This is a genomic window from Chryseobacterium sp. WX, assembly GCF_029542485.1.
GTDB lineage: Bacteria > Bacteroidota > Bacteroidia > Flavobacteriales > Weeksellaceae > Chryseobacterium > Chryseobacterium cucumeris.
The window spans coordinates 4,765,287-4,791,083 of sequence record NZ_CP120710.1 but is presented as its reverse complement, the minus strand read 5'-3'; the positions used below and the strand labels follow the sequence as shown (position 1 = coordinate 4,791,083).

Genomic DNA, 25,797 nt, shown 5'->3' with positions numbered 1-25,797 from the left:
AATTAAAAAAAAATTAAAAAGATATATTCGTATTTAACTGTTTACGAGAAGACTTACCAGATCCTGAATCACCTTTTGGGAAACAAAATCCATAAAGTCTACTCTTTCCAGATGTGGCATATATAATTTGGAGGTTACTTCGTGATCATTGATCCTGATTGTATAGTAAACCGTTCCTACATCTTTACCGTCTTCTCCTTTTCCTGGCCCGGCAACGCCTGTTGTAGAAAGGGAAATATGAGTTTCAAACAATTCCTGACACCCTTTGGCCATTTCCTGTGCCACCTGTTCACTCACTACAGTGAACTCATCAACAGTTTCTCTGGAAACATTTAGAATTTTAATCTTTTTCTCTGTGGCATAAGCTACCATTCCCCCTAGAAAATATTTTGAGCTTCCGGAAACTGAAGTAATCATTTTGGCCAGTTCACCTCCTGTGCAGCTTTCTGCAGTAGAAATCGTCAAATTTCTTTCAGTGAGCATTTCTGCCAGAATATTTTCTATTTTATCTTCAGTTACGGCAATTACATGACCTTGTACCAAAGGAAGTAATTTTTGAATTTCTTCTTCTGTTCTTTGTTTCAATTGTTCTTCATTCTCACCGGAAGCTGTCAGACGGAGTTTTACACGTGTTCCTACCGGAAGATAAGACAGTGCAATATTTTCAGGAAGCGCCAGTTCCCATTCTTCAATTTTGTCTGCAAGGATACTCTCAGGAATTCCTACTACAGAAACAATTCTGGTATGGATATAATGAAGGCTGAATCTTTGCTGTAAATAAGGAATAATCTGATCCTTAATCAGTGGTTTTACTTCATAAGGAACTCCAGGAAGACTGTAGTACAATTTCCCGTCCTGTTCCATCATCATACATGGTGCCGTTCCGTAATGATTCTGAAAAACGATGGATTTTGTAGGTACAAAAGCCTGTTCTTTGTTTCTCTCCAGAATATCTGCGCGTCCTCTTCTTTCCATATAGCCTTTCAAATGATCGAAGGTTACCTCATCCAATGCAATTTCATCATTGAAATATTCGGCAAGTGCCTTTTTGGTTTTATCATCTCTGGTTGGCCCAAGTCCTCCGGTTGTAATGACTAAGTCTCCGGTTTCAAAGGCAGTACTTAAAGCATTTTTAATAGTTTCAATTTCGTCTGAGATTGTAAGAATCTGAATAACTTTTATTCCAATATTTTTAAGTTCAGTTGCAATAAAATTAGAATTGGTATCTACCGTATTTCCGGAAAGAATTTCATCCCCGATAGTAATCAGAACAGCTTTTTCCATATATTTTTTTGTTGAAAAAAATTCTATGCAAATGACGGAAAATTCTATGGCAGCGGCAATATAAATTGATTTTTTCTATTTTTGCCAGAATTATCAAAAACTACAATACAAATTATGTCTAAATATGATGATGCGTCATGGCATTATGGTGGTGATTTTCCGGAAGGACTTCCTCAGAAAAACGGGGCAACACATACAGGAATGTTTCTGAACTGGTGTATTCATAACAATCTGATCTCCGATGAACTGAAAGAAGATGCTGCAGAAGAAATAGAAAAGGTAAAACGAAGAGAAATGACTGGAGCAGAATTTGTTATGGATTCCTGCGATGGAAAATTTTCCGAATATGATCTGAATGAACTGGGAAATCTTTTTGCCAAAGACTATTATGCAGACGATACTGATTTCGGTAACCGATACAGTTCATTTGCCGATGATTATGTGAATATTTTTGATGCCAAAGCAGAGGAAAGCGACTACGAATACGAGACATTCTACCACATCGAAGACACCTACGAAAATTATGATCTGATGAAACAAGTCATTGATCACCGTTTTGAAGAATGGAAGGAATATATAAACAGCTAAAAGCTTAGAATAAAGAAAACAGAGAGCAAATTAGTTTAGGAACCTCATCTGTTTTCTTCGTTTTTTTATTGGTTATGCTTTACCCAGGTCAGTTCATCAGTATTATAGCCTATTTTTTTTGCTTTCTGAATGAAACGCTGGCGGATGCTTTCAGGAATATTGGTAGTACGGGAAAGAATCCATAAATATTTTAAACTGCTTCCTGCTACAAGAGCATATTGATAGTCTTCATCAATATCTATAACGTTATAACCCGCCCATATTGGTTTAAAAAATGAAACTTTAAGGCGTGCTTCTGTCGGGTCTTTTACAAATTTTGCCTCTCCAATAGATTCATTCCATACTTTTTTAACGTAATCATACCCTTTATTTCTGACCTGAACTGTTCCATCCGGATTCTCTGTATACTCTGCAGTAACATTGTCCATATTTTTCTCGAACCTGTAATCAAAACGGGCAATCTCATACCATCTGCCCAGATATTTTTTAAGATCAAAATTCTTTACAGCAAATGCACCTCTGGGAATCCTTACAGAATAGGAATTGAAAACGATAAGCCCCAATGCTCCTAACGAAACGGGAAGTATAATTTTATGAATAGTTTTCATGACAGAAAGATTTTGTATGGTTGTTATAAAAACGTCAAAAATAATGCCTTAAGTCTGTTAAGGTACAATAAATTCTATGAAAATACTTTCAGGAAATTATCTTTAAAGCTTCCTGAAACCTCAATTTCTGTATCATCAGACAGCATCACTGTTCCGCTTTTATGGTAGGATTTCACAAAACCTGTATTGATAATATGGGAACGGTGAACCCTCACAAACGGATTTTCCAGAAGATCATCAAAGTGTTTCAGAAAGCGGCATACCATCTTCTTTGAACCATCCGTAAGATATACCTGAGTGAAATTTCCATCCGCCTGAAGTCTTACAATATCTTCGGTTTTTACGACGTCAAATCCTTGTAAAGTTGGCAAAATCAATTGCTGTTTTTCAGGTTTTAATTTCAGGTTTTCAAGAAGGATTTTATTCCGGTTGAGTTCATCTTTTTTCTCAAGACTTTCTGTTACTTTATTGACTGCAAGAATCAGTTCCTGAATATCAATAGGTTTTAGAATATAATAACTTGCTGATTTATTTAAAGCCTGTAATGAATATTGTGAAAATGCAGTAATGAAAATAGTTTCATAGGAGAATTCTTTGGTAGCTTCCAGTACATCAAAGGCATTTCCAAAAGGCATTTCCACATCCAGGAAGACCAGCTGAGGCTGCTTTTCAGCGATTAATGGTACGGCTTCTTTAATATTTTCAGCTTCACCCAGAATTTCCACTTGCGGACAGTATTTGGTCAGATAGTTTCGTAAAACTTCTCTTGCTATGAGTTCATCATCTATAATTACAGCTTTTATTTTCATCAGATCAGATTTTAGGTGGCAGATCATTAGATTGCAGTTGCAAATTAGGAATATTTAACCAACCTTACAATTTGCTGACACAAGCTCTCTAGCCATACTTTTGGTAACTTTTATTGCAGGAAAGGTGCAAAAGAATTATTTTAGAGATTAAAATTAATAAACCAGACAAAATCATATGAAATCAAAACTTCTTATTCTTTGCTGCATGAGTATATTCAGTTTTTCTTTTTCACAGATGAAAATTTCAGAAAGAGAGGATATCAGTAAGATCAATAAAAACTGGAGACTTACAAAAACCAATTCCGGAACGTATGGAATTTCAGATGTAAGCGGAAAAATCATCACTCAACCTGTGTATTCCAGGATTAATAAATTCGGTGAATACTCTGAGGATCTGGCATTGGTAAAAAACATAACGGGGACCTATGGATTTATTAACCGTTCAGGTACTGAAATCATTCCTGCCCATTATGAACTGGACTATATCAAAAAGAATTTTTCTGTTTTAAAGAAAAAATATATCAAATAGAAACCACAGATCGATTTGAATTCAATTACTTCAAATTGACCTGGATAGTTACCAAAACACCATTACTATTTTCCTTATCCTTTACAGAGCAGGTGATCTCTTTTTTGTAGAGATCATTCAGAAGTTGAATTCTTTCCAGCGTATTTTTCATCCCTCTTCCCTCTCGGGTCTTTTGGTGCTGGGTTTTCTGCTTTTTACTTTCTTCAATACCTATTCCGTTGTCTTCAATAAGAATGTTCAGATGAGACTCACTTTTTTTAAAGCTTAATTTTAAAAATCCTTTGTCAGTTCTGTAGCGGAGTCCGTGCCAGACAGCATTTTCCAGAAACGGCTGTATCAGCATTCCCGGAATTTGCAGATTTTGCATATTCAGGCTTTCATCTACTTCAATTTCATAATCAAATTTATCTGCGAAACGCGTTTTTTCCAGAGCAAGATAATTCTGAAGAAGATCCAGCTCCTGCTGAAAAGGAATAAAATCTTCAGTGGAATTTTCCATTACACCGCGCATCAGCTTCGAAAATTTGGTAAGATACTGATTCGCTTCAAGCTCATTATTGGTGGCTATAAAATGGTTGACACTATTTAAACTGTTGAAAATAAAATGAGGATTCATCTCACGACGTAACGACTGAAGGGCAATTTTCTTATTTTTCGTCTGAACCTTTTTCAGGGTGCTGAAAATAAACATGATTAGTCCTGTCAGCAAAACCAATGCACCGATCAGACTGTAATTAAAGACATTTTTCTTTCGTATAAGTTCGTCTTTAAGCTCTTTTTCTTTTTCCAGCTGTGAGATTCGTTGCTCTGTATCTTCGAGAATTTTATTATCAACAAGGCTTCTGTCTTTGGAAACAAGATTCGGAAGTTTTCCCAAAAAATCTCTGTACAGCTGAACTGAGGCATCCACATTTCCTGAAATCGCATAAAGGCTATCCAGTTTCTTTACACTTCTTTGTGCTTCCAGCGTATGACCTTTGTCTAAAGCAATTCCGTAGGCATTTTTCAAAAGGTCTACGGCTTCTTTAGGATCATTCTTTTTAATATAGATATCGGCCAGCTCCTGAATCTGATTCACTTTTTCCTGTGAGTTCTCTTTCACAAAATCCTCCTTCAGAACTTTCTTTTTAGCTTCAATAGCTTTCTCAAAGTTTTTGTTTTCCACATAAAGATCTGCCAGTTTCTGATTGATGGCGAGCGCTTGCTGAGGAGCTTCTTTTTTAGAAATTTTATAGGCTGTATTCAAATTTTCTTCTGCACTGGAAACGTCTTTCTGTCTCAGATTAACATCTGCAAGCTGGCTGTAACTTTCTGCAAGATCGCCCTGTTCATTTTCTTTTTTGGTCAGATTGATATTATTCTGAATGGCTTCTGCTTTGAGCTCCGGCGTGGGAGAAGAAAGTCTTGCTACATCATTAGCATTGACCGCTTTACTTTTTTCACTATAGCTTACCTGTGCAGCCATGCTGTAATTGCTGATGGCTGGTGTTATTTTATTCTGCTTTTCCTGTGACTGGGCTAATCTTCGGGTAGCTTTCTCAATATTGGGCTTATCGTTGAGTTTTTCATACAGCTTTTTGGCTTTTGTATAATATTCTTCACTTTTCGCAAAGTTCCCGCCATTGAAGAATGTTTCACCGATATTATAATAAGAATCTGCCTGGGCAGGTTCATTTTTCTTGTCCATTGCTTTTTTCAGCTTCTTCGTTTCTACCTGTACTTCTTCCACAGCAGCACTGCTGTTAGTAGTGGTTTGGGAATAGATTATATTTCCCAAAAGCACAAGTAAAACGATAGTAAAGAGTTTAAGCATTTTCATAAAACAAAGATATACATATATATAGTCTGCTCAAAAACTATTCACCAAGTGAAGTTTCCCTTTCACCAAGTTGAGTGTTTGATACTCTGGGGTAAGATGATTTTTTTTGAATAAAGAGAAAGTCACCACTTAAGCATTTAAACAAAATTAAGTCTCTTGATTCTATTAATGGTTTAAAAGATTTTTTTCAAAACAATACTTTTTTCAAGACTCACCAAGTGAAAACTCTATTTCACCAAGTCTCCCGGAATCTGGTTTCTGATCAGCGTAATTTTACATCAGAATTAAAAATTTAAAAACAGGAAATTATGAAATTGAAACATTTTTTATTAATCGGAATTTTAACCCTTGGAAGCTTTGTAAATGCTCAGGAAGTAAAGAAAAACGCCATTGAAGTAACAGGCGTTGCCGAAATGGAAATAGAACCGGATGAAATTATCTTTAGCATCGGGATAAAAGCTGATAATAAAAACGATCTGGCAGATAATGAAAAGAAGTTATTTGATATTTTAAAAAATGCAGGAGTAAAGAACGAGGATATCAAATTCAAAGCGATGTACCAGAATATCTATTCTAAGACAGCTAAGTTTTCTAAGAACTATCAGTTTAAAGCCGGTACAAAATCAAACCTCAGCAAAATCTTTGAAGACCTGAATCAAAAGTGGGTAAGCAGCCTGAATATTGCAGAGGTAAAGAATACTAAAATTGCGGATTTCAAAAAAACAGTGAAGATCAATGCTTTGAAAGCCGCTAAAGAAAAAGCAGACTACCTACTGGAAAGCATGGGTAAAAAAACAGGAAACGCTCTTGAAATTGTAGAGATAGAAGACTACACCAGTGATGTGATCATGCCTGCAGCTTATAAAGGAAGATCTTACGGTGTGCAGGTGGAAATGGCTGACGCTCCTGTAGATTATTCTTTTGATAATATTGAAAATATCAAGCTGAAATACAGCATCAAAACAAAATATGAAATCCTTTAAAATAACAGATGTGAGAAAGCTGCCTTTTGGGCGGCTTTTTTGTTTTTGTACTATTGGGTTATCGGGTAATGGCTGAAGAAAAATACCTGTCGGTCTTTTAAAGTTTTTCGAATGGTAAAGGCCTCGACTCCACTCAGCCTGACAGTATTGAAATGATACATTAGATTATTACTATCACACTAAACATACAATTAGAGCCTTCCTTATTTTGTCATCCACCAAGTGAAACCTTCCGTTCACCAAGTTTCGTGATTTCAAGCCTCAAATAGGGATAATTTTATTTCAGGAATTTAAAATAATAAGGATTTAAAGATTTCCGATTACAACAAATAACCAATAAAAAACAACAATATGACAACTTTAAAAATCTTAGCACTTGCAGCCGGTACAGCTTTCTTAAGCTCCGGAAACATTCAGGAAAACCTTGCTGCAAAAAGTAATACTGACGATCATTTACCGGTACAAAAAGCAACATTAATTCCGCTAACCTCAACGGTAAAAGACAATAAAATTCAGGTTGCTCTTCTCCTTGATACTTCCAATAGTATGGACGGACTGATTGATCAGGCAAAATCCAGACTGTGGAATATTGTGAATACGCTGACCACTCTTAAATACAACGGAAAAGCTCCCGAGATCGAAATTGCACTGTATGAATACGGCAACGACGGAATTCGTGATGAAAATTACATCCGTCAGGTAACTCCCCTCACTCAGGATCTGGATCTTGTTTCTGAAAAGCTGTTCGCATTAAGAACCAATGGCGGCAGTGAATATTGTGGTGCTGTGATCCGTGATGCTGCTGCCAACCTGAACTGGGACAGCAATGAGAAAAGTATGAAACTGATTTATATCGCAGGTAATGAAGCATTTGATCAGGGAAAAATAAATTATAAGGAAGTTGTTTTAAAAGCGAAAGGTAAAAATATTTACACCAACACCGTTTTCTGCGGAAGCCGCGAAGAGGGAATCCAAACGTTCTGGCAAAACGGAGCATCTCTGGGAGGAGGAAAATACTTCAATATCGACAGCGACAGAAAAGTGATGTACATTGAAACACCTTACGACAAAAGAATTTCCGAATGCAATGCCAGGTTAAATGATACTTATATCTACTACGGAAATCATGGTTCAGAGTACAGGCTTAAGCAGATCACACAGGATAAAAACGCAGAAATGCAGTCAGCTTCCAATCTGGTAGAAAGAACAGTTGCCAAATCTAAAAAGAATGCTTACAAAAATGACCACTGGGATCTGGTAGATAAAGCTGAAAAAGATGCCGGATTTATCGCCAATGTTAAAGAAAGTGAACTTCCTGCCGAGTTGAAAGGAAAAAGCAAGGAAGAAATTCAAAAAACGATTGCTGCCAAATCTGCGGCACGCGATACAATTCAAAAGGAAATAGAAGAACTTTCCAAAAAACGCCAGGGTTATATTGATTCCGAAATGAAAAAAAGAGGAACAGAAGATTCTGATGATTTGGGAAAAGCCATTGAGAGTTCTATTGTTGAACTTGCTAAAAAGAACGGGTATAGTTTGTAGTTGAACAGGCAGTCTTTTTGTGACTGCCTGCTTTTTTAAACCACCCCGTCAAAAATTCTTTGAATTTTTGACACCCCTCCTGTGGAGGGGAATTGGGCACAACAATTGGAGTATTGTCATATATAAGATAAAGCATGAAAATTTACCTTCCAAACTTAAAATATCTTGATAACGAATGCTTTTTGCCTTTCATGAACAAAGAAGTCATTTCCATTCCCGCGACTGAAAAAGTAATTCCGTTTCCTCCGAAGCCTAACACAAAATAAGAGTTTTTAAATTTTTTATGCTCACTGATATAGGGTAAGCCGTCTTTTGTTTCCCCAAAAGTTCCAGCCCAGACAAAGTCTGTATAGAAATGATAATTGGGTTTTATTTTCTTTAAATTTTTAAGAATTTCTTTTTCTTTTTTATACAATATAGCATCACGTTTTTCGGCATCATAAAAGTCTTCGTCTCCTCCTCCAATGAGAAGTCTTCCATCATCAGTAGTTCTCATGTAGAGGTAAGGATCATCAGTATTCCATACTAATGTGCTGCTGATGTTTTTGAACTTGTCTTTATCAATTTCAGAGACGACCGCGTAGGTACTTTTAAGGTTGACAAAGTTCTCTTTGATCAGATTTTTGCTTTCGTATCCTATACAGTAAATCATTTTTTTTGCTTTGATCTGAAATCCGCTGTCTGTGGTGAGCAGATTAAATCCTTTATGCTCCTCCACTTTTACCATTTCAGTTTTATCAAATATCTTCAATCCCTTCTTTACATTATGCATGAAAAGCTCATGAGCGAATTGGAAAGCATCAATGCTTGCGCCCTGTTTTGACAAGATTCCGCCATATGTATTTTCAAATCCGAACTGGTCCATAACACGATCCGAAGACAGCCACTTTACTTCAAATCCGGCGGCTTTTCTCGCTTCATATTCTTTTTTCAGCCATTCCAGGTCTTTCTTTTTCGAGGCATAATATAATGATTTTTTACGTTTGAAACCTGCTTTGGATCTGATGGTTCTTGTGATTTTCTCCAATGTATCAATAGCATCGCTACAGGCTTTATAACTTAAGACCGCTCCTTTTTTCCCAATCTGATCGATCAGTTCATAGAGAGGAACATCTATTTCGTATTGTAACATTGAAGTGGTAGCGGAAGTACTTCCGTTGCAAAGTTCACGTTTATCAATCAGGATGGTTTTATACCCGTCTTTTATCATCTGATGAGCGATCAGGCTTCCCGTAATGCCGCCTCCTATAACGAGAACATCACATTCTTCATTTGATTTTAAAGATGGATAAGATGCTAACAATCCGTTTTTTAAAAGCCAGAAAGGTTCATTTGATTTGAGATTCATATTAATATTTTACACTGAAACTAACAACATTTATACCTTTTTTAACAATTTTCTACTAAATTATGGTGTAATTATTGTTATTCTTTTAAACTGAACCACCATAAAATATTGATTATGATAACAATTATTCCAGAAGCCCCGGAGAATGTTGCGGCATTCAATGCAACGGGAGAAGTAACGAAAGAGGATTTTGAAAAACTGGTAATTCCGCGCGTAAAAGAGAAGGTAGAGCAGTTCGGTGAGCTGAATTATTTATTGTATTTGGATACCGATCTGGATAATTTTACCATGGGTGCGTGGCTTGAAGATTTATTGTTGGGACTGAAAAATCTTACCAACTGGAACCGGTCAGCCATTGTTACGGATAAAGAAGGAATACGTGATTTCACCAGTGTTTTCAGTGTTCTGATGCCGGGAGAGTTTAAATCTTTCCCCAAAGAAAATTTATACAATGCCCTCTACTGGTGTAAAAACGGAGATGAGGTAGAGGCATAACATTTATTTGATAAAACATCGCCTGTTTCTTACTGAAACAGGCGATGTTATTTTCACTATGACTCATTTTTATTTATCGCATGAGACGCATTCTGCAGCTATTTCTTCTTCATTCTGAGTTTTTGAGCCGTACAGGTACATATATCTTACGCTTATAACCAATCCGATAAAGGTCATCCCTACTCCCACCAACGATGGATAGTTGAAGGAGTAACCATACTCCAAAGGAATTCCTCCAAGGAACGCTCCCATTGCATTGGCAATATTGAACCCTGCCTGCATAAAAGCCGCGGCCATCATTTCACTTTTCGGGGCAGCTTTCATCATCATAATATTGATGGGTGATGCGATAGACATTGAGAGCGCACCACACATGAACGTCAGTATCAAAGCAATATTCTTGTATTCTGCAAGGAAGAAAACACCTCCAAGAGAGATCATCATAAGGAAAATCAGTAATACACAGGTTTTTTCCGGGCCTAATTTATCTGAAACAATACCACCCACCAGGTTTCCAACTACCATTCCGGCCCCGGCAAGGACCATTACATAAGCCATCTGGCTGCTTTTAATCCCGGCAACAACAGTCATTAAAGGAGTAATATAGCTCAGCCATGTGAACAATCCTCCAAATCCAATGGCTGTAATAGCCAATACCAGCCACGACTGTTTATTTTTAAGGAATTTCAGTTCTTCCATAAAGTGGGTATTCTGGTTGGATTCCAGATTCGGAAGCCACAGTTTTAAAAATAAGATGGCAAAAAGTCCGATAACAGCCACAATAGCAAAGTACAGCCTCCAGTGGAACGTATGCCCGATATAGGTGACCAGAGGCACCATTGCGAGATTGGCAACCGTAAGCCCTGTAAACATCATCGATATATAAAATGCTTCTTTTCCTTTTCCTGCCATTCTTGAAGCCACTACTGTTCCTACACCGAAGAAGGCTCCATGCGGAAGTCCGGACATAAAACGGATAACCAGCATACTGTTATATCCCGGTGCAATAGCCGAAAGCGCATTAAATAATGTAAAAAGGATCATAAAAGCCATCAGGACTTTTTTCGGAGGGAATTTTACAGAATATCCAATCAGGATTGGAGCTCCGATAACCACGCCCATGGCATATGCTGAAATCAAATGTCCGGCTTGCGGAATCGTAATCTGTAATGTTTTGGCAATATCCGGCAGCAGTCCCATGACGGTAAATTCCGTAGTTCCTATCCCTAAACCACCAATTGCCAGTGGTATTATTCTTTTATCAATCTTCATTGTCTCTAAATCTTTTTCTGAATTAATTTCGTTCAAGTTAAAGGATCACCTGAGTATCTTTATTTTGAAAGTGCAAAAATCGCAAGAAAGTTTGAATTTCACTCCTCTTTGAATGATAAAAACTTGCTCCATATTAACCTTTTTACTTAATTTTAAATTCAGAAATAATCAAATAGGAACAAAATGAAGATCCAGAAAGAAATTATTGAGTTTGAAAAAGGGAAATCCTTCAAACTATTTTCTCCTTCTCTGAAAAACTGTTTTTTCTGGCATTATCACCCGGAAATTGAACTGGTGTATGTAGAAGCTGTGAATGGAATCCGCCACGTTGGAAAAAACATTTCCGGCTTTACAGACAGTGATCTTTTACTGATTGGTTCCAACGTTCCTCATCTTAATTTTGACTATGGTATTCAGACCGAATGCAGGCAGCTTGTATTACAGATGCGGGAAAGCTTCCTTCAGGATATTATCCTTCCTGTTCCGGAATTTGAGAATATTAAGAACCTTTTGGAACGTTCCTATCTCGGACTTTCATTTTCCGGAGAAACCAAAAATACAGTTGTTGAAAAACTACAGGCTATTAAAGATAAAAACTCTTTTGAATCCTTGGTTGGGCTGATTGAAATTCTGCAAATTCTTGCCCATTCCACAGAAGTGAAAGAATTGAATAAGGAAGATACCCGGATCAAATGGTTTTTGAATGATAAAATCAGAATGGGAACCATCTACGATTATATCCATGAAAACTACGACAGAAAACCCAATGTAAACGAAGTAGCCCAGGTTGTCAGTTTGAGTACTCCTGCTTTCTGCCGGTATTTTAAAAAGCAGACGAATATGACGTTTACTGATTTTGTTAACAATTACAGAATCAATCAGGCTAAAATATTCCTGCTGAAAGATCAGTCTGTGACAGAAGTTTGTTTTCAGGTAGGTTTTGAAAGTCTTTCTTATTTTAATAAACTTTTCAAACAGCATACGGGAGAAACGCCTTCGGAGTTTAAGAAAAAACATTTCAGACCGATTGAAATAAATGGTAGGATTGGAGTGATTAAGAAGGATACGACTTGTTAAGTAGGCTTTGTTGAGTGTTGTAGGAACCACCCCGTCAAAAATTCTTTGAATTTTTGACCACCCTCCAAAGGATGGGAATGATGACAGCCGTTATTGTAACGATTGCCGCCTTCATTAGTAACCACTAATACCTGCAATCTATCACCTATAATCTGCTACCTAAAAAACAAAAAACCGCTCATTGCTGAACGGTCTGTATTTTTAGTGAATATGTTTTTCTGCGTGGTAAGAACTTCTTACGAGTGGAGAACTTTCAACGTGTCTGAAACCTAGGCTTCTTGCAAAATCCCCGAATTCATCAAATTCTTCAGGAGTGATAAATTTCTTTACCGGAAGATGTTTTTTAGTTGGCTGTAGGTATTGTCCAAGTGTAATGACATCTACATTGGCATTTCTGATATCTTCGATCGTCTGGAAAACCTCATCTTTAGTTTCACCTAATCCAAGCATTACTCCTGTTTTGGTTCTTCTTTGTCCGGCTTCTTTCAGGTATCTTAATACTTCAAGGCTTCTTTCGTATTTTGCCTGAATTCTCACTTCTCTGGTCAGACGTTTTACGGTTTCCATGTTGTGAGAGATTACTTCAGGAGCAACTTCTACTAATCTGTCAAGGTGTTTTGTGATACCCTGAAAGTCAGGAATCAATGTTTCCATTGTGGTTCCCGGAGAGATTCTTCTGACAGCATTCACTGTTTCTCCCCAAAGAATAGAACCCATATCTTTCAAATCATCGCGGTCTACAGAAGTAAGCACGGCATGTTTGATCTTCATTAATTTGATGGATCTTGCTACTTTTTCAGGTTCGTCCCAGTTTACGTCAAGCGGTTTTCCTGTTTTTACGCCACAGAATCCACAGCTTCTTGTACAGATATTTCCTAAAATCATGAAAGTAGCTGTACCTTCACCCCAACATTCTCCCATGTTCGGGCAGCTTCCGCTTTGGCAAATGGTATTTAATTTATATTTATCAACCAAAGTTCTCAGCTCTCTGTAATTCTTTCCGGTAGGAAGTTTTACGCGGATCCATTTTGGTTTTTGAACGGTAGTGTCTTGAACTGAATTTTCCATTTCTAAAATTGAAGCTCAAAGTTAAGGATTTTTTAATGGAAACCATCAACCGGATATATTGATGAAATTGATCATTCAAATTTCATTTGTATATTTATCTGTTCAAAATATTCTTATGAAAAAAATATTCTTTCTTTTATTCGCTGTATGCGGAACATTTTGTCTGGCCCAAAAACAATTTCAGCCTGCAGGTTCTTCAGTTATTGAAACAGTAGATGGTGATCTTGATGGTGATAAAATTCCTGAGAAAGTAATTATTTACAATACAAAGGATACGACTGATATGGGAAACATCCGTGAAATTCAGATTCTGAAAAAAACAGGTGGAGCATGGACTATTCTTGAAAAATCGAGAAACGCTGTTATGGAAAGCAATGGCGGAGGGATGATGGGTGATCCTTATGGAGAAACTAAAATAGAAAAAGGAATTCTGATTATTTCCCAAAACGGCGGAAGCAGCTGGAAATGGGATGTTACAGATAAATATAGATTTCAGAACGGGAATTTTGAGCTCATAGGAACCTCCTCCATTTCCGGAAGACCTGGTGATTACTGGAAAGAGATAGATTTTAACCTTTCAACAGGACAGCTTAATTATTCAAAAGAGGTAGAAAATACTGCGGAATATGGTAAGTCTTTAAAAGAAACTTATATTAAAAAAGGGCTGAAGATCAATCTGCAGAACAGAAATCAGGAAAAGCAGCAAAAAATAGTTCTTCCGAAAACAAAAGAAGAGGTTTATTTTTAATCTTTGGCTAAAGCCAATTTTGAATTTGTATTTTTAGTAAACGGGTTAAAATACGTTTCTATTGAATAGTATGTATTGAATTATTGAGCTTAATGATCATCAAATTCATTATTCTTCAACAGTTCGGCTAAGACTTTTTTGGCTCGCATTACTCTTACTTTAGTATTGGCAACGGAGATTCCCAGCTCTTCAGCAATTTCTTTGATGCTTTTTTCTTCAAAAAATCTCAGCTTGATAATGTCCTGATAATTGGCATCCAGAGATTCTATGGTTTTGATGATTTTCTTTTGTTCTTCTTCAGAAATCAGAAGCTCTTCAGGTGATTTTGCATATTGGTTTTTGACTTCATCAAGGTTTTCAACAGCGTCTTCGTTATCCCGATTCTTCTTTCTCCAGAAATCAATAACAGTATTTTGGGCAATGGTCAATATCCAGGTCTTGAACTGAAAATGAGGATCAAACATATCCAGTTTTGACAATACTTTTGAAAAAACATTGACGGTAATTTCATCCGCATCATTTTCATCTCTTACCTTTTTCATGACAAAAGAGAAAACATCTACCCAAAAAATATTGATGAGTTTAGTCTGAGCCTTCTGATCTTTATCTTTGGCCTTCTGGATGAGCAGGAATAGCTGTTCGTCGTTCATTAATAACAAATATAGATTATTTGGGGTAAAAAACAAAGGAGTAAAAGGGCAAAAATGTGAACTTGTTCAATTCTTAAAGTTAACAAAGATTTTCATGATTTGTGACTTTCTTTTCGCGACATTTTTGCTGTTTCGCTTTTACCCTTAATACTTATGAATTTACTATCTTTGCATCTTAAAATTTTAAAGTTAAAAATCAATGAATTCCTTTATAGAAGAACTAAAGTGGCGTGGTTTGTTTGCCGATATGATGCCAGGAACCGATGAACAACTGAATAAAGAGGTAACTACTGCATATATTGGTTTTGATCCTACTGCCGATTCTTTACATATCGGAAGTCTTATCCAGATAAAAATTTTAGCGCACTTCCAGCTTCATGGCCACAAGCCGATTGCATTAGTGGGAGGTGCAACGGGAATGATTGGTGATCCGTCCGGAAAATCTGCTGAAAGAAATCTTTTGGATGAAGAAACTCTTTTACACTATGTTGACTGTTTAAAAAACCAGCTTTCGAAATTCTTAAACTTCGAAGGAAACGAGCCTAACAAAGCTGAGCTGGTAAATAACTACGACTGGATGAAGAATATTTCTTTCCTTGATTTTGCTAAAAATGTAGGAAAAAATATCACAGTCAACTATATGATGGCTAAAGATTCTGTAAAGAAAAGGTTTTCTGGAGAGTCAGGGGCAGACGGAATGAGTTTTACAGAATTTACGTACCAGCTCATCCAGGGATATGATTTCCTCCACTTATACCAAAACAATAATGTAAAGCTGCAGATGGGAGGTTCAGACCAGTGGGGAAATATCACTACAGGTACAGAATTGATCCGTAGAAAAGCTCAGGGTGAAGCATTTGCATTAACGGTTCCTTTGATCACCAAAGCAGACGGCTCCAAATTCGGGAAGTCTGAAAGTGGAGAAAATTACTGGCTGGATAAAAAGAAAACTTCTCCTTACAAATTCTACCAGTTCTGGCTGAATGCTACTGATGAAGATGCTGAGAGATTCATTAAGTTCTACACTTTCTTAGGAAAAGAGGAAATTGAAGCTTTAATTGAAGAGCACAAAACAGCGGCACACGAAAGAAAACTACAAAAGAAACTGGCTGAAGAAGTAACAGTTTGGGTACATGGAAGAGAAGAGTATGAGAAAGCACTGAAAGCTTCTGAAATCCTTTTCGGACGTTCTACTGCTGAAGATCTTGTAAGTCTTGATGAGGAAACATTCCTTGAAGTTTTTGATGGAGTTCCTCAGAAAGAAATTGCAAAAGCTGATGTTTTAGGAGTGAATATTGTTGATCTTCTTTCTGAAAAGTCAGGGTTCTTAAAATCTAAGAGTGAAGCTCAAAGAGAGATTAAAGGAAATGCAATCTCTGTCAACAAGCAAAAAGTAAATGATACTTTTACAGCTAATGAAACGGATCTTATCGATGGTAAGTTCTTATTATTACAAAAAGGTAAAAAAAGCTACTTTATTGTAAGAGCAAATTAGTAAAAGATACATATAAAAACGGGCGCTGAGATGAATCTCAGCGCCCGTTTTATGTCCTAAAATAATTTAATATTAAAATGTATAGCTTGTAGAAGCCGACAAATACTGTCCGCTGGAAGTCCCCTCTTTCTTCAGTTCTCCGTCTACCCAGATCTGAACTTTCAAAGTTGCAGAAGCATCCGGTCCGACAGCGTTTACTCCAACGGTGGCATTGTATGCTCCAGGTTCTGATGTTACCTCAGGGCTGCTCCATGTTGTTCCGCTAAGACTTGTTGCAGTGGTAGGATTACCGTCAATTCCATAAACCGCTACCTCAATATTACTACCTGAAGAAGCGATTGCTTTAAAAACCACTTTATGACTTTTTCCTGCTCCATTCTCATTGTCATCGTTATCTTTACTGCATGAAGCCGTAAATCCAATAAGCATTGCTGCTATTACTGCAACAAATGCTCCTCTTAACAGCTGATTCATTCTCATTTTTTTCATAATCTTTTTGTTTAAATTTTAGTTACTATATTGAATATTCTATGATTCATGATTTGATGTTTGCAAAGCTATGAGCATCACGTACGTCTATCAATCCTGAAAAACCAGTAATTTTTTCTACCTAAATTCAGGTATTTTTTATGCTAAAATTTTTAATTAAATTGAACGTTTTAAAAAAACAATTTTACAGAATTGATCCATAATGAAGAGATTACTTGTCCTGTTAAGTCTATTTTTATCTTTTACTTTACAATCCCAACAAATCATTCCGCTTAATGAGAAAGCTTATATAGACAGCTTACAAAACATTACAAAAGGAAATCATTCCGATCCTTCAAAAGCAACGGCCTCTTTTCTTTTATCAAATTATTACAGGAACAGTGATTCGGTTTTGAGTAAAAAATATCTTGCAAAAGGGAAAATACTGGCTCAAAACAATCCTTTTATTTCGGCAAAATATTATTATTACGAAGGACAGTATAATCTGGACAGAAATAAAAACAAAGCTGCTGTTTCTTATCAGCAGGCTATTCAATTTTTATCAAAATTTAAAAATGAAGAATCCGATTTTCTTCAGGCTCTTGCCTGGTACAGCTACGGAGTCTCTCAAAAGGATAAAGAGGGGTATATTCCGTTAGTTAAAATCATGCTTGAAAAGAGTATTCCATTGGTTGAAAAATATAAGAACAGCAGAAACCTGGGATTCCTGTATACTCAGCTTGCAGTTATTCTTACTTATAATGCCCAGTTTAAAAAAGCTGAAGGTTATAATAACAAAGCCCTTGAAATTCTTGAAAAACAATATCCGAATTCTGCGGAGCTATTTTTTACCTATCTCAATTCTGCCAACAATTTTTGTTATCAGGCCAATGGAGACCAGGCTGAAAAGTATTTGAATAAAGCCGAAAAGCTTGTCAGGACATATCCTGAATCCTCATCCAATGCTTTTTATTATTACAGCAAAACCCTGTTGTATATTACCCGGCAGAAAAATGAGGAAGCTCTTCCTGTGATAGAAAAAGGAATATTGTATACCAGAAAGTACAATCAGAATCTTCTGGCTCAAATGTTTTATTTCAACAAGTTTGACATTTTAAAGAAACTTAAAAGATATAAAGAAGCTAAGACTACCCTGAAAGATGTTTTAACGGAAAAATCTCTGGCTATTGATCTTAATAACAGAAAAACTTTTTATAAGCAGCTTTCCTTGCTTAATGAAGAACTGGGAGATACTAAAGAAGCGCTCCTGTGGGAACAAAGATATTCCAAACTCAACGATAGTTTGAATACAGAAAATGTAAAGCTTGAAATCAACAAACTCGAAACTAAATTCAATACTGCTGAAAAAGAAAGGAAAATAGCAACTTTAAATGCTGAAAAGAATCAAAAAGATCTGGAAGTCAACAAAAAGAATTCTTATTTGTGGGGAATGGGTCTTGTTTTACTGCTGGCGTTAAGTCTTCTGATCTTCCTGTTTATTATTTTCAGAAAAAACAAAAAAATAAATGAACAGAGAATCAATGATATTAAGCAAAAGGAAGAATTATCGTTAACCAAAGCCATTCTTGATGGCGAAGAAAGGGAAAGAGAACGTATTGCAAGAGACCTTCATGATGGTCTGGGAGGAATGCTTGCCGGCGTAAAGATCAACTTTTCTACGTGGTCTTCCTGTCATTTAAACCCTGAAAAAGATCGGGAGTTTTATAAGATACTGGGGCAGCTGGACAGCTCTGTAAGTGAACTCCGTCATGTAGCGAGAAATTTAATGCCAGAATCATTGCTTAATTTTGGTTTGGAAACCGCGATACTCGACCTGTGTGAATTTTACAAGAGAAAAAACCTGGAAATTGATTTTCAGGCTATTGATATTGACAAAGCATTACCTTTAAATATCCAGCTTAATATTTACAGGATTGTACAGGAGTTACTGGCCAATGCTGTAAAACACGCCGAAGCCAGCAGTATTCTGCTTCAATGCTCCCAATCCGGCGAGAATTTTCTGATCACGATTGAAGATAACGGAAAAGGATTTGATAAAAATATAGAAAATACCTCCAAAAGTATGGGACTTCGTAATCTGAAAAACAGAGTCAACTACCTGAAAGGAAAAATGGAAATCAATTCTGATGATCAAGGAACAGCAATTAATATAGAACTTAACATCCATGGAGAATGAAAAAATAAATATTGTCATCGTAGATGATCATCCCATTGTCATTGAAGGATTAAGAATGATGCTGAGAAGCCAGCCTTTCTTCAATGTTGCAGGAAGTTTTGCATCCGGTGCAGAAACACTAAGTTTCATCCGGTCTGAAATGGTAGATATTGTTCTTCTGGACATTACGCTCCCAGATTCCAACGGAACAGAACTCTGCCGAGAAATCAAAAAAATATCGCCAAGCACCTCTGTCATAATGTTCAGTAACCGTTCAGAACGAAGCATTATTATGCAGTCTATACAAAACGGAGCAAGCGGTTACCTTCTCAAAAATACTTCCATTGATGATCTTGTGATAGGTATCAGAGGAGCTCTTTCGGGAGATATTGTTTTCTGCAATGAAACCAAACAGATTATCAGTCTTCCTTCTCAGACTACCCTTCCTATTCCAAGACTGACTAAAAGGGAAAAACAAATTCTACAGATGGTAGCACAGGGAAAAACAAGTAATGTAATTGCTGAAGAACTTTTTTTAAGTCCTCTTACCGTAGACACTCACCGTAAGAATCTGCTACAGAAATTTCAGGCAAAGAACTCAACAGAATTGATTAACCTCGCAGTACAGCAACGTATGATTGAAGAATAAAAAAACCGCTTTAAAAGCGGTTTTTTATATATTGTTAAAGTAATTTAAGGTTCTAAGAAGCTATAATCAATAGAAGCAACCAATACCCCTTTACCTTTCTTCTTCACTGTTCTTGCTATCTCACCATCAATATAAAGATTGATTGTCAATTCAGAATTATCATCCGGCATTGATGCATTCGCATCAAGATTAAGCTGTGCCTGGCTGGAATTCACAAAGAATTCTCCACTTGTCCATGGTGAAGTTACAGGAGACTGCGGAGTATTGTATATGGTATTCTGAGCTGTACCTACCTGTGTTACAACACTTATAATGTTTCCTCCGGCAGTGGTCTTCACTTCGAATTGAACCACATGATCCTGAAATTCTTCATCATCATCTTTTTTACAAGAATTAACAACGGTAATTACAGAAAATAATAAAACGAATAAAAAAGAAAGTCTAAGTAAACTTTTTGAATTGTAAAATTGCTTCATTTCTCCAAATAGATTTTTTAATGTTTCAAATATAAGTTTTTTATTAATATAAAAATAACTTTTATGAAAATTTTCCAATAAAGATTTCCAAATAATATCAAATCAATAAAAACAGAAAGACCCGGAAAAATTCAAAAATATACTCCAAATAATTAATCATTACACATAAACCACCATGCAACAGAAGTTCATTGTATGAATAATAAAAGTTAAGATTCTGCAGGTAATTTAATTATCTTTGCTGTATGAATTTAGATTATCTAGTAAGAGAGCCGGAAAATATCACTTCCCAAACTCCCATTCTTTTTATGCTTCATGGCTACGGCAGCAATGAGCAGGATCTTTTCAGTTTTAGAGAAACTCTTCCCAATGACTGGATCATTGTAAGTTTCAGAGCTCCACGTGATACTCAATTTGAAGGATATTCATGGTATGATATCAATTTTAATGATCCTGAAAATTTCATTGATGTTCCCCAGGCCAACGAATCTTTACATGCAGTTCTGGAAAGTATACTAAAGATTGTCAACCACTATGGGCTTACGGAAAGCAAAGCTCATCTTTGTGGCTTCAGCCAGGGTGGTATATTATGTTATGCTTTGGCTTTAAAACATCCTGAGCTTTTCAATCGTGTTGCCTGTATGAGCAGTTATCCTGAAGATAAAATTCTGGAGGGTATTGTAAAAGATAAAAAGAAACTGGAGGGGCTGCGTTTCTTCATTTCTCATGGTACGGATGATGCTGTGATCCCTCTGGAATGGGGAAGAAAAGCAGCTGATCTTCTTTATGATCTTAGCTGTTATTTCACGTTTAGAGAATATATGAGCGGGCATGGGGTTAACCAGAAGAATTATATGGATTTAATGGACTTCTTTTCAAAATAACCAAAACCATTTTGGAATAAATTCAATAAAAAACATTACTTCATTGTAACTTATATAAACATTCCAGTTTTTGGAATGTTTTTTTTATTATCATATAGATAAATTCAGTAAATTCAGTAAATGAAATTTAAATTGCTTTTACTGGGATTATTTCTAAGCATTTTTGTAAATGCTCAAAATACTTTTGAGTTAATTAATACTAAAAAAACAGTCATTCCTTTTCAGCTTATCAACAACCTTATCTTTATTCCTATTAATATCAACGGTGCTGAACTCACCTTTCTTCTGGATACGGGAGTTTCTGAAACCATCCTTTTCAGCCTGGAAAACAAAGAAGTGAAGCTAAGCAATGTTGAAAAAGTCAAATTTTCCGGGCTTGGGGGTAGTTTAAGTATTGATGGACTGAAGTCTGAGCGCAATATAGGCAAAATAGGTGATGGGATTATTAATACCTCCATGTCTCTTTATATCATTATTGATGAAGAATTTAATATTTCGCCTCACGTAGGAATTCCTGTAAATGGAGTGATTGGCTATCATTTTTTCAAAAATCATCCTATTTATATCGATTATTCATCCAAGAAAATAACTGTATTTGAAAATGCTGCTCTTTTAGAAAAGAAAATCAGAAAATTTGAAGAATTCCCCATTACCATTGAAAGAGACAAGCCCTATCTGTATGCAGGTGTAGAAATGACAAATGAAAAGAAAGACTCAAAACTGCTGATTGATCTTGGAAACAGTGATGCGATATGGCTCTTCCCCACACTGATTAAAAATTTTGTTTATAACAGGCCTAATATTGATGATTTTCTTGGCCGTGGTTTTAATGGAGATATTTATGGTAAAAGAAGTCGTATTCATAATTTTTACCTTGGAAATTTTAAGTTTGAAAAGCCTCTCACTTCTATGCCGGATGAATTCTCTATACAACACGTCAATTTAGTAGAAAACAGGAAAGGCTCTATAGGCAGTGAAATTATGCGCAGGTTTACAGTCATTTTTGATTATCCTAACAAAAAGTTATATTTGAAAAGAAACAGATTCTTTAATGATCCTTTTCACTTTAATATGAGCGGATTGGATTTCAAACAGGACGGGCTGGAATGGCAGCAAGACAGAATAAATATTGAAACTCAAAAAACGACAACTATAGTAAACGGCGCCTATAAAAATGCTTTTCAATATAAATTCAGTCTAAAACCTATATTTTCTATTGCCGGAGTAAGAAAAGATTCGCCGGCCTATGAAGCAGGTCTGAAAAAGGAAGACAGAATTCTAAGTATTAATGGAGATCCTACTTCCGAGATGACCCTTGAAAAAATTGTAGAGCTTATGAAATCTAATGAAGGTAGAACTATCAATATGCTCATTCAAAGGAAAAATGAAAAACTTACACTAAGTTTTACCCTTCAAGACCCTATTCCTTATCAAGAATAATAATATGAATACTGAAGAAACCACCTTAGACAGAATAAGAACCAGACCCAGATTTAAAATGTTTACTCATCTTACTAAGGAAGAGTATGCTGAAAATCTGAAAAAATATATGGAAGAGCATAAAGATGAGTTTTCAGGCAATATCAATAAAGAAGTGGCTACCATCTGGGTAAAAACAGAATATGATAATTACTGGAAACCCAGCCTTGCCTTACGGATAGAAATGGAAGATGAGCATACGACCATACGTGGAGTTTTCGGTCCCAGTTCTGCGGTGTGGACCTTCTTTATGTTCCTGTATTTTTCTTTTTCTATTCTTTGGATGACCTTTTTCACAATGTATTACGTAGAAAAGCAAATAAAAAGCGCCGAATACCCTTGGGCACTGAGCGCTTCTTTTATCATGTTATTTTTTATTCTTCTTACGTATATCGCTGCCAGATTTGGGCAACATAAAGGTAAAGAGGAAATGCTTAAACTTAGAAAGTTTGCTGAAGAATCTACTTTACAATTTGAAAAGAAAATTAATTAGACAGAGGTTCTACAGGCTTTTCATTTTGAATAGGAGCTGCTGCTTTTGCTGCTTTGATAGAATCTGCAACTTTTTCTCTGTTGCTTTGTTCTTTAAGCATCTTCGGAACGTCTGGTTCTAAAAGTTTCGTCAATTCTTCAACGGAAATATTGTTGGCATTAGGATCATCCAAAAGATTTCTCCATGGTTTTCTTCCTCCCCATTTATAATCTCCGAATACCATTACTGCTGTACCTCTGGCTTTAGTAGTAGCTCCACCGGGATTCAAAATCCAGGTATCTGCATAGGAATACAACCATTGGGCATCTTTTCTCAACAATCGTAAACATGAGTGTGAAGCAGGATATCCGGGAAGTGTATATTCATGCCACCCGATTCCGCCTATATTGTGAATATTAAAATTGTAAGGAAGTTTCCATTCGCTGCTTACAGTGGAAATAGCCAGTTTCTTTTTCCAGTTGGCAAAAGTAAGGCCTCTTGTAGTCTGGGCTGCTTTTTTACCCATACTTGTTGGTCCCCATTTTACAAGACTTCCATTAGAGTATACCGCAAAAGCCTGTATAGGATATGAGAAAATGACAAACTTTTTCACTCCGCTTAACACATCCAGTTGCATTGGAAACGGTGAATAGGCCATCAGCGTGGTATCTATTTTTGCAGGAACTACCAAGGTGTCGGCATTCCATTTACTTTTAGAATCCAATCTGTTTAAGGCTAAAATAGCTGTTCTTTCTTCCACACTATATTTCTTGCTGAATTCTGCGTAAACAGAATCACGCATCTTTTTATCTTTGGGAAGAACAAAGGCATTATAAAAGCCATTCTCCTGCATAACAGGCGGAACAGATTCTTTTTTAACGACAGGAACAGAATCTTTCTTTAGAGAATCCTTTTCTACCTCCGCAACTTCCGAAGAAGAAACTGTATCTTTAAAAGTATCACTTATTTTTTCTATTTCCTTTTTACAGGAAACCAGAAAAAAAGCACATAAACAGATATAAAAAAAGGATTTTTTCACAGATATGTTTTTCATAAATAAATCGGCCATTTAGTTTGGCTACCCAGTACAAATATCAGACCTAAATTTGAATCCTAAAAGACATTCTTAAAAATACCGTAAAAAAACGGAGGCTTTATTACGGTAAATGAGGAGTTATAGTTGAAAAGCCCAAAGAAAAACATAATTACTTACTTAATTTTTACTTGACCCCTTTGATATCCTCAAGTAGAACAATATAATAGTCAAGCTCACATTTACTTTGAAAAAAACAGCATTCCCGGGGAGTTTAAAGAAAGGTTTCTGGAATCGAAAGGCTTTTTACCTGAGATTATTGTAAATGATTATCCATTACGCGATAAAATCGTAAAACTTTATGTTAAAAAAGAAGATGGACTGATACGTCATCAAGAGAAATCCTTCAGAGAGATTGGCATCTTGCAACTGAAGGAACGTTTATGGCTAAATACTTTGCAGGCTTCTTAAAAAAATTATCCGGTACTAAAGCGATCCAGATTATCAACCGTTTCAATGCTCTGTTTTTTCTATTTTAGAAAATTATTTTATTGGAGTATTATTTATTAAGAAATCTCTTTTCAACCAAGTTGTAAAAAATAGTTGTTACAGGTATTATTAAAATAAAGACCCCAATAAAGATAATCCATTGCCTTGTGTCATTTGTGAGTTCAAAGTTTTTTAATAAATAAAGATTCATAATTGCAAGGAGCGGTCCGTGTATAAGATATAAACTGTAAGATATCTTTCCTAAAAATTCTAATGGTTTATTTTCAAGAATAAGGATTGGTTTTTCTGTTGATTTTGTGTAAGAGACTAAGGAATACAATAAAAAAGAAAAAGTTATCCCTGTTAGTAATATCATTACAAAACCGTTAATATGTAATAATGCGAAAGCCAATAAACCTGCAAGGAAAATAGTTGTAGCTAAGGGAATCAATAATTTATTGACTGTCATTTTTTTAAATGACAAATAACAACATATAACTCCCATGAAAAATAGAATTATAAATTCGGGTTTTGCCATTGGAATCAGCTTTTTTAGTAATAATGCCAATAATACGAATATAATAAAAGATATGTATACATTAGTTCTTCTCCAAAACAGAAGCATGAAAGGAAAAAGCCAATAAATCTGCCATTCTGTAGCAATAGACCAATGCGCTCCATTTATCTTGAAAATCCATGAAGATTTTAAATTATGAAATAATCCAATATGGCTAATGACAGACCAAAAACTTACAGGTAATTTACTGTCCCAGGCCGTATTGTACGGTGTTTGTAATAAAGGAAAAAGTAAAATGAGCAGTCCTGATAATAATAAAGCAACATAATAGGGAGGAATTAATCGTTTAGCTCTTCTGCTAATATATCTTTTAAACCCTCCTTTTATCTCCATATTATTGTTAACCACTGGAAGTGCAAGACAAAATCCGGAAAGAACTATAAATATAGATACTGCTAAGTGACCAATTGATGTAGCTTTTTGTATAAAAAATAAAACAAAATGATTAGACCATTTAATATTGTGACCTGTAGAATAGCCGTTAAATAATAAAGAATGATATAAAACTACCCATAACGCAGAAATTCCTCTTATTCCATCCAAAAACTCAAACCTTACCTTCATCAAGAAATTTTCCACAAAAATAAATAAAATTAATGGATAAGTCTCAAAAGTAGGAGTAATAAATAAAAGAGCCTTCTAAAAATAGAAGGCTCTTTTGCGATCCGGACGGGACTCGAACCCGCGACCTCCGCCGTGACAGGGCGGCATTCTAACCAGCTGAACTACCGGATCAATTTTTTAAGGTAGCATTTGCTTTTTAACTGGTGCAAATATAT

General features: G+C 35.9%; 25 protein-coding genes and 1 tRNA gene. 13 read left to right on the top strand and 13 right to left on the bottom strand.

Annotated elements, in window-relative coordinates:
* Positions 1-33: 33 nt before the first annotated feature.
* On the bottom strand, positions 34-1,284 hold the full coding sequence (locus tag PZ898_RS22025; RefSeq protein ID WP_277694239.1) for a CinA family nicotinamide mononucleotide deamidase-related protein: 1,251 nt from the start codon (positions 1,282-1,284) through the stop codon (positions 34-36).
* A 114-nt stretch (positions 1,285-1,398) separates the two neighbouring features.
* Here PZ898_RS22025 and PZ898_RS22020 point away from each other — a divergent pair, with 114 nt between their 5' ends.
* Positions 1,399-1,872 (top strand): hypothetical protein, encoded by a 474-nt coding sequence (locus PZ898_RS22020; protein ID WP_062676372.1) that lies wholly within the window; start codon positions 1,399-1,401, stop codon positions 1,870-1,872.
* Positions 1,873-1,937: 65 nt separating this feature from the next.
* Here the strand turns inward: PZ898_RS22020 and PZ898_RS22015 are convergent, their stop codons facing one another.
* Positions 1,938-2,480, bottom strand: coding sequence for a lipocalin family protein (locus PZ898_RS22015; RefSeq protein WP_062676373.1), 543 nt, complete (start codon positions 2,478-2,480; stop codon positions 1,938-1,940).
* Between the two features lie 74 nt (positions 2,481-2,554).
* The gene (locus PZ898_RS22010; RefSeq protein WP_065119735.1) at positions 2,555-3,289 is read right to left on the bottom strand and encodes a LytTR family DNA-binding domain-containing protein; all 735 of its coding nucleotides are present in this window, start codon (positions 3,287-3,289) and stop codon (positions 2,555-2,557) included.
* 175 nt (positions 3,290-3,464) lie between these two features.
* On the opposite strand from PZ898_RS22010, the gene PZ898_RS22005 reads away from it, so the two are divergent.
* Complete coding sequence (locus PZ898_RS22005; RefSeq protein ID WP_082798860.1) at positions 3,465-3,818, top strand: WG repeat-containing protein; 354 nt, start codon at positions 3,465-3,467, stop codon at positions 3,816-3,818.
* A 25-nt stretch (positions 3,819-3,843) separates the two neighbouring features.
* Here the strand turns inward: PZ898_RS22005 and PZ898_RS22000 are convergent, their stop codons facing one another.
* Positions 3,844-5,637 (bottom strand): histidine kinase, encoded by a 1,794-nt coding sequence (locus PZ898_RS22000; protein WP_277694238.1) that lies wholly within the window; start codon positions 5,635-5,637, stop codon positions 3,844-3,846.
* 308 nt (positions 5,638-5,945) lie between these two features.
* Between PZ898_RS22000 and PZ898_RS21995 the strand changes: the two genes are divergently transcribed.
* Both PZ898_RS21995 and PZ898_RS21990 read left to right on the top strand, forming a co-directional pair.
* Positions 5,946-6,620 carry an SIMPL domain-containing protein gene (locus PZ898_RS21995; protein WP_277694237.1) on the top strand — a complete coding sequence of 225 codons (675 nt, stop codon included), beginning with the start codon at positions 5,946-5,948 and terminating at the stop codon, positions 6,618-6,620.
* Between the two features lie 351 nt (positions 6,621-6,971).
* Positions 6,972-8,162: a VWA domain-containing protein gene (locus PZ898_RS21990; RefSeq protein WP_277694236.1), complete on the top strand. Its 1,191-nt coding sequence runs from the start codon at positions 6,972-6,974 to the stop codon at positions 8,160-8,162.
* A gap of 142 nt (positions 8,163-8,304) precedes the next feature.
* Here PZ898_RS21990 and PZ898_RS21985 read toward each other — a convergent pair whose 3' ends face one another.
* Entirely contained in the window at positions 8,305-9,510 is a 1,206-nt protein-coding gene (locus tag PZ898_RS21985; protein ID WP_277694235.1) for an FAD-binding oxidoreductase, read from the bottom strand.
* Positions 9,511-9,624: 114 nt separating this feature from the next.
* Here PZ898_RS21985 and PZ898_RS21980 point away from each other — a divergent pair, with 114 nt between their 5' ends.
* Positions 9,625-10,005: an STAS/SEC14 domain-containing protein gene (locus PZ898_RS21980; RefSeq protein WP_047432974.1), complete on the top strand. Its 381-nt coding sequence runs from the start codon at positions 9,625-9,627 to the stop codon at positions 10,003-10,005.
* A gap of 69 nt (positions 10,006-10,074) precedes the next feature.
* Here the strand turns inward: PZ898_RS21980 and PZ898_RS21975 are convergent, their stop codons facing one another.
* Complete coding sequence (locus PZ898_RS21975) at positions 10,075-11,277, bottom strand: MFS transporter (RefSeq protein ID WP_216445130.1); 1,203 nt, start codon at positions 11,275-11,277, stop codon at positions 10,075-10,077.
* Between the two features lie 183 nt (positions 11,278-11,460).
* Between PZ898_RS21975 and PZ898_RS21970 the strand changes: the two genes are divergently transcribed.
* Positions 11,461-12,354 carry an AraC family transcriptional regulator gene (locus PZ898_RS21970; protein WP_062676380.1) on the top strand — a complete coding sequence of 298 codons (894 nt, stop codon included), beginning with the start codon at positions 11,461-11,463 and terminating at the stop codon, positions 12,352-12,354.
* 201 nt (positions 12,355-12,555) lie between these two features.
* On the opposite strand, the gene lipA is transcribed toward PZ898_RS21970, so the two are convergent.
* Entirely contained in the window at positions 12,556-13,422 is an 867-nt protein-coding gene (gene lipA / locus PZ898_RS21965) for a lipoyl synthase (protein WP_002981042.1), read from the bottom strand.
* Between the two features lie 115 nt (positions 13,423-13,537).
* Here lipA and PZ898_RS21960 point away from each other — a divergent pair, with 115 nt between their 5' ends.
* On the top strand, positions 13,538-14,170 hold the full coding sequence (locus tag PZ898_RS21960) for a hypothetical protein (RefSeq protein ID WP_238590676.1): 633 nt from the start codon (positions 13,538-13,540) through the stop codon (positions 14,168-14,170).
* Between the two features lie 89 nt (positions 14,171-14,259).
* On the opposite strand, the gene PZ898_RS21955 is transcribed toward PZ898_RS21960, so the two are convergent.
* Positions 14,260-14,820 (bottom strand): sigma-70 family RNA polymerase sigma factor, encoded by a 561-nt coding sequence (locus PZ898_RS21955; protein ID WP_034692096.1) that lies wholly within the window; start codon positions 14,818-14,820, stop codon positions 14,260-14,262.
* A 199-nt stretch (positions 14,821-15,019) separates the two neighbouring features.
* Here PZ898_RS21955 and tyrS point away from each other — a divergent pair, with 199 nt between their 5' ends.
* Positions 15,020-16,315 (top strand): tyrosine--tRNA ligase, encoded by a 1,296-nt coding sequence (tyrS, locus tag PZ898_RS21950; protein WP_062676382.1) that lies wholly within the window; start codon positions 15,020-15,022, stop codon positions 16,313-16,315.
* Positions 16,316-16,387: 72 nt separating this feature from the next.
* Here the strand turns inward: tyrS and PZ898_RS21945 are convergent, their stop codons facing one another.
* A complete protein-coding gene (locus tag PZ898_RS21945; RefSeq protein WP_062676383.1) occupies positions 16,388-16,804 on the bottom strand; it encodes a hypothetical protein in 417 nt (138 codons plus the stop codon).
* 202 nt (positions 16,805-17,006) lie between these two features.
* On the opposite strand from PZ898_RS21945, the gene PZ898_RS21940 reads away from it, so the two are divergent.
* Positions 17,007-18,980, top strand: a complete 1,974-nt coding sequence (locus tag PZ898_RS21940; protein WP_062676384.1) for a tetratricopeptide repeat-containing sensor histidine kinase — start codon at positions 17,007-17,009, stop codon at positions 18,978-18,980.
* A complete protein-coding gene (locus PZ898_RS21935) occupies positions 18,970-19,608 on the top strand; it encodes a response regulator transcription factor (protein WP_062676385.1) in 639 nt (212 codons plus the stop codon). Before PZ898_RS21940 ends, PZ898_RS21935 begins: the two co-directional genes overlap by 11 nt.
* Positions 19,609-19,652: 44 nt before the next feature.
* Here PZ898_RS21935 and PZ898_RS21930 read toward each other — a convergent pair whose 3' ends face one another.
* Positions 19,653-20,084 carry a hypothetical protein gene (locus PZ898_RS21930; RefSeq protein WP_228432265.1) on the bottom strand — a complete coding sequence of 144 codons (432 nt, stop codon included), beginning with the start codon at positions 20,082-20,084 and terminating at the stop codon, positions 19,653-19,655.
* 245 nt (positions 20,085-20,329) lie between these two features.
* Here PZ898_RS21930 and PZ898_RS21925 point away from each other — a divergent pair, with 245 nt between their 5' ends.
* The 3 genes from PZ898_RS21925 (at position 20,330) to PZ898_RS21915 (ending at position 22,940) form a co-directional block, all read left to right on the top strand.
* On the top strand, positions 20,330-20,968 hold the full coding sequence (locus tag PZ898_RS21925) for an alpha/beta fold hydrolase (protein ID WP_277694234.1): 639 nt from the start codon (positions 20,330-20,332) through the stop codon (positions 20,966-20,968).
* A gap of 120 nt (positions 20,969-21,088) precedes the next feature.
* Positions 21,089-22,408, top strand: a complete 1,320-nt coding sequence (locus tag PZ898_RS21920; protein ID WP_123278159.1) for a PDZ domain-containing protein — start codon at positions 21,089-21,091, stop codon at positions 22,406-22,408.
* A 4-nt stretch (positions 22,409-22,412) separates the two neighbouring features.
* Positions 22,413-22,940, top strand: a complete 528-nt coding sequence (locus PZ898_RS21915; RefSeq protein ID WP_120232994.1) for a hypothetical protein — start codon at positions 22,413-22,415, stop codon at positions 22,938-22,940.
* Here PZ898_RS21915 and PZ898_RS21910 read toward each other — a convergent pair.
* From PZ898_RS21910 to PZ898_RS21900, 3 genes are all read right to left on the bottom strand, one after another.
* Entirely contained in the window at positions 22,933-23,958 is a 1,026-nt protein-coding gene (locus PZ898_RS21910) for a L,D-transpeptidase (protein WP_065119736.1), read from the bottom strand. The genes PZ898_RS21915 and PZ898_RS21910 overlap by 8 nt on opposite strands.
* A 553-nt stretch (positions 23,959-24,511) precedes the next feature.
* A complete protein-coding gene (locus tag PZ898_RS21905) occupies positions 24,512-25,582 on the bottom strand; it encodes an acyltransferase (RefSeq protein WP_123278161.1) in 1,071 nt (356 codons plus the stop codon).
* Between the two features lie 97 nt (positions 25,583-25,679).
* Positions 25,680-25,753 (bottom strand) — tRNA-Asp (locus PZ898_RS21900).
* Between the last annotated feature and the right edge of the window lie 44 nt (positions 25,754-25,797).

Bases quoted from the DNA above. Each gene is read 5' to 3' on its own strand.
- PZ898_RS22025 (WP_277694239.1), bottom strand. From the start codon at position 1,284: ATGGAAAAAGCTGTTCTGATTACTATCGGGGATGAAATTCTTTCCGGA.
- PZ898_RS22020 (WP_062676372.1), top strand. From the start codon at position 1,399: ATGTCTAAATATGATGATGCGTCATGGCATTATGGTGGTGATTTTCCG.
- PZ898_RS22015 (WP_062676373.1), bottom strand. From the start codon at position 2,480: ATGAAAACTATTCATAAAATTATACTTCCCGTTTCGTTAGGAGCATTG.
- PZ898_RS22010 (WP_065119735.1), bottom strand. From the start codon at position 3,289: ATGAAAATAAAAGCTGTAATTATAGATGATGAACTCATAGCAAGAGAA.
- PZ898_RS22005 (WP_082798860.1), top strand. From the start codon at position 3,465: ATGAAATCAAAACTTCTTATTCTTTGCTGCATGAGTATATTCAGTTTT.
- PZ898_RS22000 (WP_277694238.1), bottom strand. From the start codon at position 5,637: ATGAAAATGCTTAAACTCTTTACTATCGTTTTACTTGTGCTTTTGGGA.
- PZ898_RS21995 (WP_277694237.1), top strand. From the start codon at position 5,946: ATGAAATTGAAACATTTTTTATTAATCGGAATTTTAACCCTTGGAAGC.
- PZ898_RS21990 (WP_277694236.1), top strand. From the start codon at position 6,972: ATGACAACTTTAAAAATCTTAGCACTTGCAGCCGGTACAGCTTTCTTA.
- PZ898_RS21985 (WP_277694235.1), bottom strand. From the start codon at position 9,510: ATGAATCTCAAATCAAATGAACCTTTCTGGCTTTTAAAAAACGGATTG.
- PZ898_RS21980 (WP_047432974.1), top strand. From the start codon at position 9,625: ATGATAACAATTATTCCAGAAGCCCCGGAGAATGTTGCGGCATTCAAT.
- PZ898_RS21975 (WP_216445130.1), bottom strand. From the start codon at position 11,277: ATGAAGATTGATAAAAGAATAATACCACTGGCAATTGGTGGTTTAGGG.
- PZ898_RS21970 (WP_062676380.1), top strand. From the start codon at position 11,461: ATGAAGATCCAGAAAGAAATTATTGAGTTTGAAAAAGGGAAATCCTTC.
- lipA (WP_002981042.1), bottom strand. From the start codon at position 13,422: ATGGAAAATTCAGTTCAAGACACTACCGTTCAAAAACCAAAATGGATC.
- PZ898_RS21960 (WP_238590676.1), top strand. From the start codon at position 13,538: ATGAAAAAAATATTCTTTCTTTTATTCGCTGTATGCGGAACATTTTGT.
- PZ898_RS21955 (WP_034692096.1), bottom strand. From the start codon at position 14,820: ATGAACGACGAACAGCTATTCCTGCTCATCCAGAAGGCCAAAGATAAA.
- tyrS (WP_062676382.1), top strand. From the start codon at position 15,020: ATGAATTCCTTTATAGAAGAACTAAAGTGGCGTGGTTTGTTTGCCGAT.
- PZ898_RS21945 (WP_062676383.1), bottom strand. From the start codon at position 16,804: ATGAAAAAAATGAGAATGAATCAGCTGTTAAGAGGAGCATTTGTTGCA.
- PZ898_RS21940 (WP_062676384.1), top strand. From the start codon at position 17,007: ATGAAGAGATTACTTGTCCTGTTAAGTCTATTTTTATCTTTTACTTTA.
- PZ898_RS21935 (WP_062676385.1), top strand. From the start codon at position 18,970: ATGGAGAATGAAAAAATAAATATTGTCATCGTAGATGATCATCCCATT.
- PZ898_RS21930 (WP_228432265.1), bottom strand. From the start codon at position 20,084: ATGAAGCAATTTTACAATTCAAAAAGTTTACTTAGACTTTCTTTTTTA.
- PZ898_RS21925 (WP_277694234.1), top strand. From the start codon at position 20,330: ATGAATTTAGATTATCTAGTAAGAGAGCCGGAAAATATCACTTCCCAA.
- PZ898_RS21920 (WP_123278159.1), top strand. From the start codon at position 21,089: ATGAAATTTAAATTGCTTTTACTGGGATTATTTCTAAGCATTTTTGTA.
- PZ898_RS21915 (WP_120232994.1), top strand. From the start codon at position 22,413: ATGAATACTGAAGAAACCACCTTAGACAGAATAAGAACCAGACCCAGA.
- PZ898_RS21905 (WP_123278161.1), bottom strand. From the start codon at position 25,582: ATGAAGGTAAGGTTTGAGTTTTTGGATGGAATAAGAGGAATTTCTGCG.